This is a genomic window from Streptomyces sp. WAC 06738 (genome assembly GCF_003945505.1).
In the GTDB taxonomy this organism is placed as follows: domain Bacteria; phylum Actinomycetota; class Actinomycetes; order Streptomycetales; family Streptomycetaceae; genus Streptomyces.
Genome location: NZ_CP029618.1, coordinates 4,822,226 through 4,838,479, shown reverse-complemented (window position 1 = coordinate 4,838,479; position 16,254 = coordinate 4,822,226). Strand labels below are relative to the sequence as shown.

13 protein-coding genes and 1 pseudogene are annotated in these 16,254 nt (G+C 69.7%); 8 read left to right on the top strand and 6 right to left on the bottom strand.

The features are described 5' to 3' along the window. Positions 1-2,057: 2,057 nt before the first annotated feature. The 5 genes and pseudogenes from DMB38_RS21320 to DMB38_RS21305 form a co-directional block, all read right to left on the bottom strand. Entirely contained in the window at positions 2,058-3,548 is a 1,491-nt protein-coding gene (locus tag DMB38_RS21320; RefSeq protein ID WP_240662404.1) for a mobilization protein, read from the bottom strand. Positions 3,549-3,575: 27 nt separating this feature from the next. Continuing rightward, positions 3,576-3,776, bottom strand: a complete 201-nt coding sequence (locus DMB38_RS37015; RefSeq protein WP_240662403.1) for a hypothetical protein — start codon at positions 3,774-3,776, stop codon at positions 3,576-3,578. Beyond that, positions 3,776-4,294, bottom strand: a complete 519-nt coding sequence (mobC, locus tag DMB38_RS21315) for a plasmid mobilization relaxosome protein MobC (protein ID WP_164716069.1) — start codon at positions 4,292-4,294, stop codon at positions 3,776-3,778. The genes DMB38_RS37015 and mobC overlap by 1 nt, the downstream gene beginning before the upstream one ends. 305 nt (positions 4,295-4,599) lie before the next feature. Continuing rightward, a pseudogene (locus DMB38_RS21310) lies at positions 4,600-5,858 on the bottom strand (DUF3631 domain-containing protein). A 558-nt stretch (positions 5,859-6,416) separates the two neighbouring features. Continuing rightward, complete coding sequence (locus DMB38_RS21305; RefSeq protein WP_125936537.1) at positions 6,417-6,668, bottom strand: helix-turn-helix domain-containing protein; 252 nt, start codon at positions 6,666-6,668, stop codon at positions 6,417-6,419. Positions 6,669-6,951: 283 nt separating this feature from the next. Between DMB38_RS21305 and DMB38_RS37685 the strand changes: the two genes are divergently transcribed. Together DMB38_RS37685 and DMB38_RS21295 are read left to right on the top strand one after the other, a co-directional pair. Next, positions 6,952-7,470 carry a helix-turn-helix transcriptional regulator gene (locus tag DMB38_RS37685; RefSeq protein WP_346429512.1) on the top strand — a complete coding sequence of 173 codons (519 nt, stop codon included), beginning with the start codon at positions 6,952-6,954 and terminating at the stop codon, positions 7,468-7,470. After that, the gene (locus tag DMB38_RS21295) at positions 7,463-8,797 is read left to right on the top strand and encodes a tyrosine-type recombinase/integrase (protein WP_125936536.1); all 1,335 of its coding nucleotides are present in this window, start codon (positions 7,463-7,465) and stop codon (positions 8,795-8,797) included. Before DMB38_RS37685 ends, DMB38_RS21295 begins: the two co-directional genes overlap by 8 nt. A gap of 67 nt (positions 8,798-8,864) precedes the next feature. Here DMB38_RS21295 and DMB38_RS21290 read toward each other — a convergent pair whose 3' ends face one another. Further along, positions 8,865-9,425 (bottom strand): hypothetical protein, encoded by a 561-nt coding sequence (locus DMB38_RS21290; RefSeq protein ID WP_173534870.1) that lies wholly within the window; start codon positions 9,423-9,425, stop codon positions 8,865-8,867. A 126-nt stretch (positions 9,426-9,551) separates the two neighbouring features. Here DMB38_RS21290 and hemL point away from each other — a divergent pair, with 126 nt between their 5' ends. The 6 genes from hemL (at position 9,552) to ccsB (ending at position 16,200) form a co-directional block, all read left to right on the top strand. Further along, a complete protein-coding gene (gene hemL, locus DMB38_RS21285) occupies positions 9,552-10,922 on the top strand; it encodes a glutamate-1-semialdehyde 2,1-aminomutase (RefSeq protein WP_125936535.1) in 1,371 nt (456 codons plus the stop codon). Between the two features lies 1 nt (position 10,923). Beyond that, a complete protein-coding gene (locus tag DMB38_RS21280; protein WP_125936534.1) occupies positions 10,924-11,634 on the top strand; it encodes a histidine phosphatase family protein in 711 nt (236 codons plus the stop codon). Between the two features lie 219 nt (positions 11,635-11,853). Next, positions 11,854-12,453 (top strand): TlpA disulfide reductase family protein, encoded by a 600-nt coding sequence (locus DMB38_RS21275; protein WP_125936533.1) that lies wholly within the window; start codon positions 11,854-11,856, stop codon positions 12,451-12,453. 10 nt (positions 12,454-12,463) lie between these two features. Next, positions 12,464-13,222: a cytochrome c biogenesis protein CcdA gene (locus tag DMB38_RS21270; protein ID WP_206337721.1), complete on the top strand. Its 759-nt coding sequence runs from the start codon at positions 12,464-12,466 to the stop codon at positions 13,220-13,222. A gap of 3 nt (positions 13,223-13,225) precedes the next feature. Further along, on the top strand, positions 13,226-15,106 hold the full coding sequence (locus tag DMB38_RS21265; RefSeq protein ID WP_125936532.1) for a cytochrome c biogenesis protein ResB: 1,881 nt from the start codon (positions 13,226-13,228) through the stop codon (positions 15,104-15,106). Then, positions 15,103-16,200: a c-type cytochrome biogenesis protein CcsB gene (gene ccsB / locus DMB38_RS21260; protein ID WP_125936531.1), complete on the top strand. Its 1,098-nt coding sequence runs from the start codon at positions 15,103-15,105 to the stop codon at positions 16,198-16,200. Before DMB38_RS21265 ends, ccsB begins: the two co-directional genes overlap by 4 nt. Positions 16,201-16,254 lie beyond the last annotated feature (54 nt).

Genomic DNA, 16,254 nt, shown 5'->3' with positions numbered 1-16,254 from the left:
CGGTACGAGCGGGCAACGGGCCGGGCACGGAGATCGTGTCCGGCCCTCGCGCGGCCGGATCACCCCTAACGCTGGCAGGCAAGGGCGGCCCCCGGTTGGCAACCGCGAGCAACCTCGGTGCGGAAAGCGGAGAGTACCGGGGCCGCTCGTCGTGCCCTGCCTAGATGGAATCCCGCCGAATGGAGAAGCACCCATTGTGGGTGCCTGCTCCCTGACCAAGAGGCAGGCCCGTGCGCAGTCTCCCTCGTGAACGGGGAGTTCAACTGGCTGGGGCGTTGCTGTTTGGGCAACGCCCCAGCCAAGTTCAACCGCACAACCACACGACGGCCTTGTCACGCGGGATACGAAAAGCGCGGTCTGGGCGCCGGCCGCGGCCGACATGCTGCACGTGATGCTCCGCCTCGACCGCGCGCTCGGGTTCTCCACTGCGGCCGCGGAGGAACGCCCGCACCTTTAGTTCGCGACGCAGTTTCCGAAGACCCGCAGACCGCCGCGCAGACGCTCGCGCTGCTCGCACAGGCTGAGACCGTCAGCACCGACACCAAGGTGCGTGCGGTGCACCCCGATTGTGACGACGAGCAGGTGCGTACGGGAGTCGCCCGCATACTCACTGAGGTGGGGGCAAGCGTTTCCGAGCCTTCTTCTTTCGCTTGAGGGCAAGCCGCTTACGGCGATGCTCCCACCAGGCGACCCACCAGTTGTACCGATCGCGCGATTCCTTGGGCAGGAGAGATTTCGCGTACACGGGAACAACAAGGACTATCACCAGCAGGCACCCCGCCCACCACGGTATTCCTTCGAGGACATTCTGTAGGATTTCAAACATGACGCGAAGCAGCCTTCGAGGAGAGACGGCGGATTCTTTTCAGCCTCTCGCGCTAGGTTCGCCACTTTCGAATAGACAGAAGGGCGTCGCCGAGCGTTACTTCATATATATCTCGATGTCTACTTAGCTTCGCACCGCGAATGCCAATCACGGGGTCAGTCAGCGATTCCGCCAAATCGGCGGGGTACGGGAAATCGGTCCACGTCAGCTCCCACTGATCCCCCGTGCCCCAAAGTCGACGCTGAAGGTTCGGCGCGAACCAGTTGACTTCTCGCTCCTCCACTGGGCGCTCCAGCGGGTCCCAATACCAGTTGCCGATAGCCCACCGCCGCTCAGGGTCCTGCGCAGAGAATCGCGCAGTGAGCCCAGCAAGCAACTCCTTGGCACTCTCGGTCATAGCGGGAACTGCGCCGAGGTGCTCATTTTCTACATGGGTTAGCGGCTGGTCACACTTCCACGGGCGAAAATATGATTCGTTTTCGCTCGCGTCTTCCACCTTACCCGACGGCTTATCCGTGACGACTAATTCTGCACCTGTTGGCAAATGCTTGAGAACGTAGCTCCCGTATCCAGTAAGCCGCTTCATCCTCAATCCTGGGAAATGGATCGGGTTCGACTTGGTTGGCAGTATGCGCTTTGCAACATTATGAGGGGCATCCGCTATGAGGACTGTTTGGTTCCATCGCGGCGACATCTTGACCGTGTATGAAATGATCTCGCTGGCACCCCAGCTACCGAAGGGATGCGCAGCAATCTGACCTCGGTTGAATATCCCAAGCGCCATGAGGACTCGCAGATACCGCTGCCCTATAGTCGCCGAATCAAGCCCATGAACAGGCTCACGGGGAATTCCCGAGAGAGCGGCCTGATAGCTCTCACCCGTGTATGACATCCGGGTGCGTGCAGCACGTTTCTGCGGCGAATTGGACATGCATCAGCCTCTCCCGTCGCCCGGCCAACGCTTGAGTGGCATGCCAAAGATGTGTTCCTTGCTTGCGCTACAGAGTGGGCGTGCTCCACACCCGTGAGCCGACACTCCGTGGTCCGGGTCCACGGTCATGTCGTCACGGCTCCCGATCCTCTGCTACCGGATGCACGAACACGGTACCGCACACCTGTCGGCGCATGGGGTCGGTTCCAGCGGATGCCGGGAGATGGGGGGCGCGCAGTGCCTGGCGGCTCCGCCTGTTCTCCGCGGCCGGACAACTGGTGACCACCGCATGCGGCGTCATTATCGCTGTCGTCGGGCGCGTTCCGGGCTGAGAGACGGTGTCGGGAGGCGTTTGTTGTCCGGTGCCTGTACCTGCCGTTGCTCGGTTCGGCTGCGGGTGGTGATCCGGGTCTGTGCGCCCTCAGCCCGTCGGGGCTGCACGCCCCGAGTGTTGTGCAGGCGCCAGATGAGGACCTCGGCGACGGAATCCGCGGTGTCGAGTTCGCGGCTGTCGGCTGCCTTGGCCAGAGCGTCGGCTGGTCGGCGGCCGTCGGACTCGGCCTCGTGAAGGGTGGCGGCCAGGGCTGGCCAGGACCCATCGGTGAGGATCTGCTCGGCGTGCTCTGGGAGGGCCATGCGGACGAGGGTGTCGTAGCGGTCGACGGCCGCAGGTGCCGGGGCGCGCTGGGTGAGGTTGTCTAGGGCTGGGGCGGCGGTGTGGCGGTAGGCGGCGCGGAGGTGGGGCAGGGTGGCTCGGGCTGCTGCGGCTTGTTGGGTGTGGCGTTGTGCGCGGTGCCAGCGGGCGGCGGCAATGGTCAGGAGGGTGAGGGTGAGCAGGAGGTCGAGGGCGGGGGCGTCGGGGATGGGTTGGCCTGCGGTGCGCAGGAGGTGCTTGGCGGAGGTGCGGAGTTCGGCGGCTTGGGCGTAGTCGAAGCGGATGGCCGAGCGGGTGGCGCGTTCGAAGGTCTGGGCGGCGGCGAAGAGTCCGCGGCGGGCGGGGCCGGTGGTGAGGGCGGGCAGGATGTCCAGCAGTTCGCTGGCGGCGGCCAGCTCGGCTTGGGCAGCAGAGGGGCTGCTGTTCTCGTGCAGGGTGCGGTGGGCGTTGCGGAGTGCGGTGGTTGTGTGGCGCCAGCGCTCGGCGGGCTGGACCTGGCGGGTGGTGGGGGTGTCGGAGGGCTGGCTGGTGAGGCGGGCGCGGATCTTCGGCAGGGAGAGGTCGGGGGCGAGTTTGCCGCCTGCGAACCAGATTGGGTCCCCGGCGGCGTTGGTGTCTCCGGCGAGGGCGACTTTGTAGCCGATGGTGTCCCCGGAGGGGGCGATGCGCTTGTCGACGAGGATGTCGGCGCCGGCCAGGAGGGCGAAGAAGTGGTCTTCGCTGGTGGCGTGGGCGGCTGCGGTGCGGACGGTGGCGCGCAGCTTCTCCCGTGGTGTGACGGGGCTGCCGGTGCGGCGGGTGGCTTTCTCGGTTTCGGCGCGGGTGGGGCGTTTGGCGGCGGTGCGGTCGCCGCGGTCGTAGGCACGTAGCCCCCACTCGGTCTCTATCTTCGCCAGCTCGGTGTCGGCGCGGTGGTAGTCGTTCCAGTGGCGGGGGCGGCGCAGGTCGTCGCGCATCTTGGTGGCGACGATGTGGATGTGGTCGTCGGCGTGGCGGGCGGCGATCCAGCGGCAGCCGTCCGGATCACCGGTAGGGGCGATGCCGGTGGCGTGCACGATGCGGCGGGCGACTTGGGCCCACTGCTCGTCGGTGAGGATCGGGTCTTCGGGTGCGGCCCGGATCGCGCAGTGCCACACGTGGCCCTTCGGCGCGCGGTCGCCGGCCTATTTCACCCGCACATCGAGGGCCTGCACCAACTGGCCGAGGGCCCGCTTGGGTTTGTCGGTGCGGCCGGGGTCGGGGACCAGTTCGTCCCAGGCGGCGACCAGGTGCGGGTCGGTGTGGTCGTGGCTGCGACCGGTCTTGTACAGGTAAGCGATCGTGTTGCGGGTGCTGTGACCCGGCTTCATGATCTTCGCAATCATCAGCCCGCCCGGCTGCTCGCGGCCGGGTGGGCCGAGGAGTCCAAGGACTCCAGAACTGCCTGGGTGAGGGCGATGGCCTGCTCGGCGGCGGCCAGCACGGCCGTGTCCGTGGGGTGGGTGGGGCCGCGGGAGTTCAGGCGCTTGGCGATCTGGTTGACGTTGTTGCTGACCCGGGAGATGGCGCTGCGCAGGGCGGCGAGTTCATCGATCAGGTCGTCGGTGGCGGTGCGCTGGCCGACGAGCGGGATGGTGTGGTCGACCACGGCCATGGTGGCATCCGCCATCAGGTGCGCGACCGCGATGTTCAGCTCCCTGGCCCGCGTCTTGATCTGCGCTTCCTCAGCACGGCTGAAGCGCACCGTCAGGCGCCGGGTGCGCTGGCGGGTATCGCGGCGCTGGCGGCGAGCAGCGCGGTGCACGGCGGCGATGGCGGCACGGATCGGCAGCGGCCCGGCGGACTCGCTGCCCGTCCCGCTTTGGTCCGGCTCCCCCTGGAGCCGGGCCTGGGTCTCCGCCACCCCCGGGGCAGAGACACCCCCACACGGACCGATCTTGGACGGTCCAGGGGGATACCTTGCTGCGCGGTTGGCGGGCGGGTTGCCGGTGTCTGTGCGGCGGCCGGCGGTGTGATCGGGGCCGGGCATGGTTGTCGTCCCTTCTTCGTCGGGGATGGGGTGCTATCCGTCCCATGCGTTGCAGGGCTGGTCAGCGCAGGTACGGATACGGGGACCGGGACGGATGAGTCCGTCCCAACCACCCCGTCCGTCCCGGCGCTGAGCTGCGCGGGGACGGATGGGACGCATCAGGCGGTCCCCGGGACGGACTAGCGGCGGCGGGCGGGACCGGGCGTAGGGCCGGGCGGCGGGACCACCGCCGTGTTCGGGACCGGGACCGGCGCGGGGACCGTGCTCGGGGACCGGGACGCGGTCGCGGTTGGGGACGGTCCTGGGTGGTGATGTGGGGTGGTTTCGGGCTCGGGTTCGGGGCAGTAGCGGTCCCAGGCGTCGGTGAACCGGCTGCGGGGGTAGCCCTTGGCCTGGGTGCCGTCAGGGAAGCGGATGTTGGCCGGGGTGATGCCGAAGTCGCGCAGCAGGTTGCTCAGGTGGTAAGCGTTCAGCCCACCGGTCGCGTGGTCGGCCCAGGGGGCTTCGGCGTCCTGGCACAGGGTGGCGAGCAGGTCGCGGGTGCGCAGCGCGGTGGGGTCGCCTGCATCCGCGAAGGCGCGGCGGATGTCGCGCAGCAGCCGGGTCTTCAGGCTGGCTTCCTCGTCCTGGCCGGCCTCGTGCGCGGTCATCGCGACGCATGCCGTCCGGGCCAGGGCGGGCCAGTCACCGCCGGCGAGGTCGGCCAACAGCACCAGCGGCTCCCACGTGTCCGCGGCCCGGTCAGTCACCGGCATCGCCGGGGTCATCTCCGCGGCCTGCTCGGTCAGCGGGGTCAGCCACCCGGTCAGCCGCTCGCGCAGGTCGTTGAGACCCGGCTGTCGCGGGGCACCCGGAAGTCGGCGATCTCCTCGCCTTTGCGGCGGCGCTGCATCCGGATGACGATGGAACGGTCCATGATGGTGTCCGGCAGGTCGCCGATCCCGGCGAGTGCGGCCATGGCGAAGGTCGGGAACGCGGTCGGCTCGTGGTCAGGGCCGGTGACCCGCCAGGCCGGGCGGTTGCGCTGGTGCCCGGCGTTGAGCAGCCCGCGCAGTTCCTCGTTCTTCTCCGCCACCTTCGCGCCGAAAATGGTGTCCGCCTCATCCACCAGCAGCGTCGGCGGCTCCATACCGATCACGCGGAAGATGACCGCGGGACTGGTGTTGACCGTGATCATCGGCCTGTTGACCGTTTCGGCGAGGATGTCCAGCAGACGGGACTTCCCGCATTTCTTAGTCGGCCCCACGATCGCCATCCTCGGCGCATGCTGCAGCACCGGCTGAAGGTGGCTGGCCGCCACCCACAACGTGACCGCGGTCAACGCCTCCTCATTCGGCAGCACCACGTACCGGGCAATCGCCGACCGCAACTCGCCCAGCACCTCCACCCCCTCAACCACACCCCCACCAGCCGAAGCGGTCAGGTCAGCGGAAGGCAGGCCACCGGAACCCCCGGAGACATCCGCCCTCCCGTGACCACCGGTCCCTGGCGGCGCTGCGGTCGGGTCGCTGACCGCGGGGTCAGCCGCCCGGTCCGCGGCGGTCGGCTGACCCGATGCCCTGCCTTGGCCGGAAGTCGTGGTGCGGTCTGCGGATGTGGGCTGACCGGAACTCGCGGGTTCGGTCTGGGGGTTCTGTTCGCGTGCCGTGGCCGTCCGGGCGGCATTGCGCTCAGCGCGCGCGACCAGCTCAGCAGCACGGGCATCACGGCGTTGCTCCCGGTGCGAGACAGGTGCGGAGGGCTGCGGTCCCTGCCGTTCCTGGCTGGCGCGGGCCGCAGCAACGAGGTGATCACCCGCCTCCCGGCCGGTGCCGGCGGATTGTGGTGGTTCGGTGGGAGGGGTCGGGGCTGTACCCTCACTCACGGACATTCCTCACCCGGTGCGGGCCGGGCAGCCACCCGGCCCACACCGCTTGGTAGATCGCTTACAGGGCGGTTTCTTGAGGTGTCCTCGGCCTCTGGTGTTGGCGCACCGGGGGCCACCTCGTCTTGGCGGTCAGGCCACGTCGTGGTCCGTCGTCCGGGAATCCAGCCACACCTCCACCTCCTCCCAGCGGTAGCGCAGGTGACGGCCGACCTTGGTCGCCTTCGGACCGATCCCCCGGTGATTCCAGGAGTACAAAGTCCCCAGCGGAACACCGAGATAGGCCGACAGCTCCTCCGGGGAAGCCAGCGGCCGGCGCTCCGAGCTGGACGACGGCGTACGGGACGAGGCTGCGGCGGACCCAGTGGCACGGGATGAACGCATCCAACACTCTCCATCATGACGAGACGGTGGCCGTGCGGCGCGGGATGGCGCCACACGTTCGGGAACCCATCCGGCGACATTGTGGCCGAAACCATGTAACACGACCAAACGACACCGGGTGTTGAACTCGATACGTCAATTGTCAGCAGGAACGCCGGTTTGGCTAACCGGCGATCGTCGTCTATGTTCCCCGCCGCGCCCCGCCGACCCTCCCTGCTCCGCACCCCGCAGCCCGTACACTGGGACTTGCCTGGAACCCGCCCCCCAGGTGAACATCGCGGTCATGGCAACCCGCCCCGTGGAGATCGGCCCCACCGGCCGTCAGACCGCCACCAACATCGAACGCATCCGCACCCTCCTCGGCCTCTCCCAGCGCCAACTCGCCGAGCGCCTGACCGACTTGGGCCGCCCCATCCCCTCCACCGCCCTCAGCAAGATCGAACGCGGCGACCGCCGCTGCGACGTCGACGACCTCGCCGCCCTCGCCGCAGCCCTCGGCGTCTCACCAACCACCCTCCTGCTCCCCCCGGTCGCCGACGACACCAACACCACCGTCACCGGCGCCGGCAACGTCACCACCCGCCACGCCTGGGACTGGGCCGACGGCATCCACCCCCTCCTCCCGCGCGAGAACGACACCGCGCTCGACCACGCCACCCGCACCCGGCCCGAAGGCCGCCGCGCCGACCACCTCGTCACGAAGGGAGGCAACTCCCCGGGCCCGAATCCGCTCGGCCACCTGACCAAGACCGAACTCATCCACCTGCTGGACGACCTCAAGGAGGCCCTGCTCGATGGCTGACGTCTACGACCGCTGGCACAAATCCCACCCCAGGCCCGACGACCCCCAATGCCCCGAGCACAAGAGCCGCACCCGCCGCCTGGTGGCCACCCGCGACCACGGCACCGGCAAACGCTGGCAGGTCCGCTACCGCGACCTCAACGGCACCCAGCGCAAAGAGAACTACGAGATCAAAGCCAAGGCCGACGCCCGCGCCGCCGAGGTCGAGAACGACTTGCAGCGCGGCGTTCATGTCGACCCCTCGGCCGGGAAGATCACCCTCGCCGAGTACGCCGAGCAATGGCTCGCGGCCGTAACAGCGGGACCGACGACGTACCAGCGATACGAGCGCGAAATCCGGAATCACATCGTTCCGCACCTCGGTGGGCATGAGGTCCGCAACCTGACCCGACCGTCGAGCATCCAGGGCTGGATCAAGAAGGTACAGGCCGCCGGGCTACAGGCGTCCAGCATCGGCTGTGTTCATGACGTTTTGGTGGGCATGCTGGACGCGGCCGTCGAGGACGGTCTCCTGGCTCGGAACCCGTGCCGGTCCAGTTCCGTGAAGCTGCCGAAGCACGCGAAGAAGGCGGTGGTGCCGTGGGCGCTCGACCGGGTTCAAGCGGTGATCTCCGGTCTCCCCGACCGTTTCACGGCCGGCGGTTCGCTGGGCTTCGGCTGCGGACTCCGTCAGGGAGAGATCTTCGGCGTCGCCGAGGGCAACATCGACTTCACTCGCAAGCTGGTCCACGTCAGGCGCCAGATACAGCTGGTACGCAGCAAGAAGGTGTTCGCCCTGCCGAAGGGCGATCGGATTCGCTCAGTGCCGTTGCCTGACGAGCTGGCCAAGGTGCTGAAGCGGCACCTGAAGAAGTTTCCCGCGACCAACATCGCCTTGCCCTGGGCCACGCCGGACGGTGAGCCGCAGACGCACCGGCTGATCTTCACGGATACCAAGGGCAACGCCTACAACCGGAGCGTCTTCAACCAGGGCGACTGGAAGCGCGCGCTCGTCACCGCCGAAGTCATCCCGCCCCGCGAGCGCGGGGCGAAGTACATGGCCGCCGCGCCCGACGACGGCATGCATGCCCTACGGCACACGTACGCCTCGGTGCTCCTCGACGCCGGGGAGAGCATCAAGGCCCTCTCCGAATACCTCGGGCACTCCGATCCCGGCTTCACGCTGCGGACGTACACCCACCTCATGCCGCAGAGCGAGGTTCGTACCCGTCAGGCGATCAACGCCGTACTGGGTGCCAGCGTCGGCAAGGACAGGGCGGACACGACAGAGGGCACATCCCCCGGAGATCACTCCGGCGTGTGCCCTCAATGTGCCCTGGCGGCCTGATCACCGCCTTCGCGAGACCCCTGAGTCCGCTCCTGCAACCGAGACCGTAAGCTCACTAAAGCGCAGGTCAGGGCCACACTAGGCAGTACGGCTGGTGGCCCGCCTCGTGGAGGCGGTCGGCGAACTCCTGCCATTCGTGGAGCATCCGGTAGACGTCGAAGGCGTCGCGGGGGCCGCCGCGGTCGGGGACCGTGGACCAGATGAAGGCGGCGGCGCCGACCTCTTCCTCGCCGATGCCGCGGAGGGGGTCGACCACCGTCATGGGGAGGCGGACCACCGCGTAGTCGGGGTGGAGGACGACGAGTTCCAGGGGCGGGACCTTGTGGAGCGGTATGCCCTCGATGCCGGTGAGGACCATCGCGGACATCGTCTCGGGCTTCACCTTGGCGAAGAGCCCGCCCTGGCCGAGTTCGTCGCCGCCGAGTTCCTCCGGGCGCATGGAGATCGGCACGCGGGCCGCCGTCGCGCCGTCGGGCGCGCCGAAGTACTTATATGTCACGCCGCCCGATCGGCCGTCGTTCTTGTTCACGCCCTCGCCGCCGTGGTTCACCCGGCGATGGCGTCCGGACCTGGCGCGCCGGGGCCCTCGGTCATCGGTCCCTTCGCCCAGTTCGCCACCGCGATGCATATCTCCACCCGACTGCTCTCAGATGTGCACTGCCCCCGCCGCGCAACCCGATCATCGTCTCAGCTACATCCCCAGCAGCGGGCCCGCGAAACACCCCGACGCGGGTCGCCTTGCGACTCTGAGACCATGGCTTGCGTGACTTATCCGTACCAGGCTCCAGTCTCGCAGAAGCTCTACGACCGTGCGGCCGCCGTGACGCCCGGCGGCGTGAACTCTCCGGTGCGTGCGTTCCGTGCCGTGGGCGGTACGCCCCGGTTCATGGTGTCGGGGAAGGGTCCGTACCTGACGGACGCCGACGGCCGCGAGTACGTCGACCTCGTCTGCTCGTGGGGACCGATGATCCTCGGCCATGCGCACCCCGAGGTGACCGCCGCGGTGCAGGAGGCCGTCGCGCGCGGGACGTCGTTCGGCACCCCCGGTGCCGGCGAGGTGGCGCTCGCCGAGGAGATCGTCTCCCGGGTCACCCCCGCTGAGCAGGTACGACTTGTTTCTTCCGGCACCGAGGCGACGATGTCGGCGATCCGGCTGGCGCGCGGGTTCACCGGGCGGGCGAAGGTCGTGAAGTTCGCCGGCTGCTACCACGGGCACGTCGACGCGCTGCTCGCCGCGGCCGGCTCCGGGGTCGCCACGCTCGGGCTGCCGGACACCCCCGGGGTCACCGGCGCGCAGGCCGGCGAGACCCTCGTCCTGCCGTATAACGATTTGGCAGCCGTCCGCGCGGCGTTCGAAGAACACCCCGGGGACATCGCCTGCGTGATCACCGAGGCGTCCCCCGGGAACATGGGCACGGTGCCGCCGCTGCCCGGGTTCAACCAGGGGCTGAAGGACCTGTGCGCCGAGCACGGCGCGCTGTACGTGTCCGACGAGGTGATGACCGGCTTCCGCACCTCCAGGGCCGGCTGGTACGGCGTCGACGGCGTGACCCCGGACCTGATGACCTTCGGCAAGGTCATGGGCGGCGGCTTCCCCGCCGCCGCGTTCGGCGGCCGGGCGGACGTCATGGCGCGGCTCGCGCCGGCCGGGCCGGTGTACCAGGCGGGCACGCTCTCCGGGAACCCCGTCGCCACCGCCGCCGGGCTCGCGCAGCTCCGGCTCCTGGACGACGCGGCGTACGACACGCTGGACGCCGTCTCCCGGCAGCTCCGCGGGCTCGTCACCGAGGCGCTGGCCAAGGAGGGCGTGCCGCACCGGGTGCAGACGGCGAGCAACATGTTCTCCGTCTTCTTCACCGACTCCGACTCCCCCGTCATCGACTACGAGGGCGCGAAGGCGCAGCGTACGGAGCAGTTCACGGCCTTCTTCCACGCCATGCTCGCCGAGGGCGTCTACCTGCCGCCGTCCGCCTTCGAGTGCTGGTTCGTCTCGACCGCTCTCGACGGGGACGCGATGGAACGGATCGCCCGCGCGCTGCCCGTCGCCGCCCGCGCGGCGGCGGAAGCGGGTGACGAAGCCGGGGGCGGGTCACCGGCCGGGGGCAGGGACGTCCAAAATGGCTGACATGCGCGGTAAAGATGAAGAGAATCTCACCGTCGTGCACGTCGTACGCCACGGTGAGGTCCACAACCCCGACGGCGTCCTCTACGGCCGTAATCCCGGCTACCACCTCTCCGACCTGGGCCGGCGGATGGCCGAGCGCGTGGGGGAGCACCTCGCCGCGCGCGACGTGCGGTACGTCGTCGCCTCCCCGCTGGAGCGGGCGCAGGAGACCGCCGCGCCCGTCGCGAAGGCGCACGGCCTGGAGGTCGCCACCGACGACCGGCTCATCGAGGCGGCCAATGTCTTCGAGGGCAAGGCGTTCGGCGTCGGCGACGGCGCGCTGCGCAAGCCGGCGAACTGGAAGTACTTCACCAACCCCTTCCGCCCCTCCTGGGGCGAGCCGTACATCGAGCAGGTCGTCCGGATGATGGGCGCGGTGCAGTCCGCCCGCGAGGCCGCCCGCGGCCACGAGGCCGTCTGCGTCAGCCACCAACTGCCCATCTGGATCCTGCGCAGCTTCGCGGAGGGCCGGCGGCTCTGGCACGACCCCCGGTCGCGGCAGTGCACGCTGGCGTCGCTGACGACGTTCACCTTCGACGGCGACGACATCGTCTCCGTCGGCTACAGCGAGCCCGCCCGCGACCTCGTGCCGCCGCACCTCCTCGCGGGTGCGCAGCGCAAGTTCGGCCGGGGCGCCATCCGCGGCGCGGCGGCCAACGCCCCGCGGGCGTAGCGCACGGGCGGCCCCTCCGGCCCGTACGCGGCCCAGCGGACCCCCCGCCCAGCCGGCCCGCCGTCCAGCGTCCCCGCGGCCGATGGACCCGCCGTCCAGCGGCCCCGCGGCCGGCGGACCCCACCGCCCCCGCGCCCCCTGAGCAGCCCTTCCGTTCCGCCGCGCGGCGCTACAGGGGGGTGGAGAAGATCCCTCTCCGGGCCATGCGAAACTTTTCACATGATTTCTGCGAGGAGGCTCCACCGCCGGACCCTCGCGGCCGCCGCCGCGGCCGTCGCCGGCGCGCTGGCGCTGACCGCGTGCGGCGAGGACGCGACGTCGTCCGGTGGCAACACCCAGTTCGTCAGCGGCACCGGCCAGCTCACCGTGGTCAAGGCGAGCGACCGCCTCGCCGCGCCGGACATCTCCGGCGAGACCACCGACGGCGAGCAGCTCGCGCTCGCCGACTACCGGGGCAAGGTCGTCGTCCTCAACGTGTGGGGCTCCTGGTGCGCCCCCTGCCGCGCCGAGGCGCCGAACCTGCGCAAGGTCTCGGAGGACACCGCCGACCGCGGTGTGCAGTTCATCGGCATCAACACCCGCGACCTCGACGTGGCCAACGCCCAGGCGTTCGACCGCACCTTCGAGATCGAGTACCCGAGCCTGTACGACCCGTCCGGCAAGCTGATCCTGAAGTTCCCCGAGAACACCCTCTCGCCGCAGGCCATCCCCTCCACGCTCATCCTCGACCGGGACGGGAAGATCGCCGTACGGGCCCTCAAGCCGCTCTCCGAGAAGGAGCTGCGCACAGCGCTCGAACCGGTCGTCGAGGAGAAGTGACGTAGAAACCATGGTGGAGCCGAACCAGACCGTGCTGACCGGGGCCCTGCTGCTGGCCCTGCCGGTCGCGGTGCTCGGTGGCCTGGTGTCCTTCTTCTCGCCCTGCGTGCTGCCGCTCGTCCCGGGCTACCTGAGCTACGTCACCGGGGTCAGCGGCACCGACCTGGAGAACGCCCGCCGCGGGCGGATGGCCGCAGGCGCCGGGCTCTTCGTCCTCGGCTTCACCGCGGTCTTCGTCTCGACGGGCGCGTTCTTCGGCAGCGTCGGCAACAACCTCCTGGAGCACAAGGAGACGATCTCCAAGGTCGTCGGCGGGCTGACGATAGTGCTCGGGCTGATGTTCATGGGGATACTGGGCCGCACCCTCGGCGGGTTCACGCAGCGGGAGTTCCGGATCCACAAGCGGCCCGCGGTGGGTCTCGCCGGGGCACCGATGCTCGGCATGGTCTTCGGCATCGGCTGGACGCCGTGCATCGGGCCGACGCTGATGTCGGTGCTCGCGCTCTCCACGAACGAGGCGAGCGCCGGTCGCGGCGCGCTGCTCACGGTCGCGTACTGCCTGGGCCTGGGGCTGCCGTTCATCGTCGCCGCCATCGCCTTCCGACGGGCGCTCGGGGCCTTCGCCTGGGTGAAGCGGCACTACGTGTGGGTCATGCGCATCGGCGGCGGCATGCTCGTCGTGACCGGCATCCTGCTACTCACGGGCGCCTGGGACCGCATCATCAACGAGATGCAGGTCTGGACGTCGAACTACACGGTGGGGATCTGACCCATGACCACGACCGACGAGCGCGAACTGACGGCCGCCGCGTCCCAGTTGTCCACGGCACCGGTCGACGACTCGCCGCAGAGCCCGGTGCCGCAGGGCGGCTCGTTCGGGCGCGAGCTGGTGGCGTGGGCGCGCTGGTTCTGGCGGCAGCTCACCTCGATGCGGGTGGCGCTGATACTGCTGTTCCTGCTCTCGCTCGGCGCCATCCCCGGCTCGCTCATCCCGCAGAACTCGGTCGACGAGATCGCGGTCGGCCAGTTCCGCGAGCGGCACGAGACGCTGGGCCCGCTCTACGACAAGCTCCAGCTCTTCGACGTCTACAGCTCGGTGTGGTTCTCGGCGATCTACATCCTGCTCTTCGTCTCGCTGGCCGGCTGCATCATCCCGCGCTCCTGGCAGTTCGTCGGCCAGCTCCGCGCCCGCCCGCCGCGCGCCCCGCGGAACCTGACGCGGCTGCCCGCGTACACGACGTGGGAGACCGAGGCCGACGAGGCCGAGGTGCGCGCGGCCGCGGAGCGGATCCTGCGGCGGCGCCGGTTCCGCTACGCCGTGGCGCCGGCCGGCGACGAGGGCGCGATCTCCGCCGAGAAGGGCTATCTGCGCGAGGCCGGCAACCTGCTGTTCCACATCGCGCTCTTCGTCCTCCTCGTCGCCTTCGCCGTCGGGAACCTGCTGCGCGTCGAGGGCGGCAAGCTCATCGTCAAGGGCGACGGCTTCGCCAACACCCTCACGCAGTACGACGACTTCCAGGACTCCGCGTTCGGCGCCGACCTCGACTCGTTCGGCTTCACGCTGGACGACTTCACGGCGACGTTCGAGAAGGACGGGCCGCAGCGCGGCACGGCGCGCGAGTTCTACGCCGATCTCACCTGGTGGAAGGGCGCGGCGGGCGAGCAGCACAAGGCCCGCGTCGAGGTCAACCACCCGCTCCAGATCGACGACACCAAGATCTTCCTCATCGGCCACGGCTACGCGCCCGTCGTCACGGTCCGCGACGGCCAGGGCGACGTGGCGTTCAGCGGCCCGGTCGCGTTCCTGCCGCAGGACGGCAACCACACCTCCACCGGCGCGATCAAGGTCCCGGACTACCGGGACGAGAACGGCGAGAAGACGCAGATCGCCTTCCAGGGCTTCTTCACCCCGACGTTCGGCGGCTACAGCAAGGACGGGATGGTCTCGCAGTTCCCGGGACCCGAGTACCCCGCGCTCTTCCTCAACGCCTACCGCGGCGACCTCGGCGTGGACTCCGGCGTGCCGCAGAACGTGTACCAGCTCGACACCGAGCGGCTGAAGCAGTTCAAGCAGAAGAACGGCGAGCCGCTGCGGAAGTCGCTGCGGCCCGGCGACACGTTCACGCTGCCGAACGGGGCGGGGTCGCTGAAGTTCGAGCGGCTGGAGCGGTGGGCCAGCTTCCAGGTCTCCCAGCAGCCCGGCAACTACTGGGCGCTGGGCGGGTCCGTCCTCGCGATCGTCGGCCTCGCCGGGTCGCTGTTCATCCAGCGCCGGCGCGTGTGGGTGCGTACGGCGCCGGGGGCGGACGGCCGTACGGTCGTGGAGATGGCGGGTCTCGGGCGGAGCGAGAGCGCGCGGCTGCCGGAGGAGCTGGCGGACCTGGCGGTGGCGCTGCAGACGGACGGGGCACCGGCGGTGGCGACCGCGGACGACGCCGACGCCGAGGACACCGGCGCCGAGGAGACCGACGACACCGATGCCGCGGCGGCCGGGGACAAGTCCGGCACGGCCGGGGGGCCGTCCGCGGCGGCGGGTGGGAAGTCCGTAGAGTCCGAAGCCGAGCCCGCAGCCACGACAGAAGAGACCGAGTCAGACGAACCCGACGAGCCCGAAGGGCCCGAAGCCAAGCCCGATGAAGGAGCGCGCGCGTGAACATCGCTGCCGCGACGGACCAGAACCTGGCGGACATCAGCAACGTCCTCATCTACTCGGCGATGGCCGTCTACGCCCTCGCCTTCTTCGCGCATGTCGGGGAGTGGGTCTTCGGCAGCCGTAGCCGCGTGGCCACGACCGCCGCCGCGCTCACCCCGCGGCAGGCGGCCGGCGCGGACGCGCCCGCCGTGACCGTCACGGTCAAGAAGCGCGGCGGCGGCACCGCCGTGCTGGAGCGCCCGAAGGTCGTCACCCGCGGCGCCTCCGGCGCCCCGGCCGTGCCGGACGGCCCCGGGGCCGCGGGCGGCGACGAGCAGGGCGACGTCTACGGCCGCGTGGCGATCTCCCTCACGGTGCTGGCCTTCGCGCTGCACGCCGCCGGGGTGCTGACGCGCGCCCTGTCGGTGCAGCGCGCGCCGTGGGGCAACATGTACGAGTTCTCCACGACCTTCTCCATGGTCGCGGTGGCCGCGTACCTGGGCTTCCTGGCGGCCCGCAAGAACATCCGCTGGATGGGCCTGCCGCTGGTCACCACGGTCCTGCTCGACCTGGGCCTCGCGGTGTCGGTGCTCTACACCGACAGCGACCAGTTGGTGCCGGCGCTCGACTCGTACTGGCTGTGGATCCACGTCTCGCTCGCCATCGCCTGCGGGGCGCTGTTCTACCTCGGCATGGTCGCGACGGTCCTCTACCTCTTCCGGGACCGCTACGAGGCGAAGCTCGCGGACCCGAAGGGCCCGCAGCCCGGTTCGTTCGCGCGCTCGGTGCTGAGCCGGATGCCGGCCGCGTCGTCGCTGGACAAGTTCGCTTACCGGGTGAACGCGGCGGTCTTCCCGTTCTGGACCTTCACCATCGTGGCGGGCGCGATCTGGGCCGAGAGCGCCTGGGGCCGCTACTGGGGCTGGGACCCCAAGGAGGTCTGGTCGTTCATCACGTGGGTCGCGTACGCCTGTTACCTGCACGCCCGGGCGACGGCCGGGTGGAAGGGCCGCAAGGCCGCGTACCTGGCGATCGTCGCGTTCCTCTGCTTCCTCTTCAATTACTACGGCGTGAACATGTTCGTCGACGGTCTGCACTCGTACTCCGGCGTCTAGGGCTCTCCCGCGATACCTCCCTCTGGTTGCCGCCCTCGGCGCGCGAAGCGCACA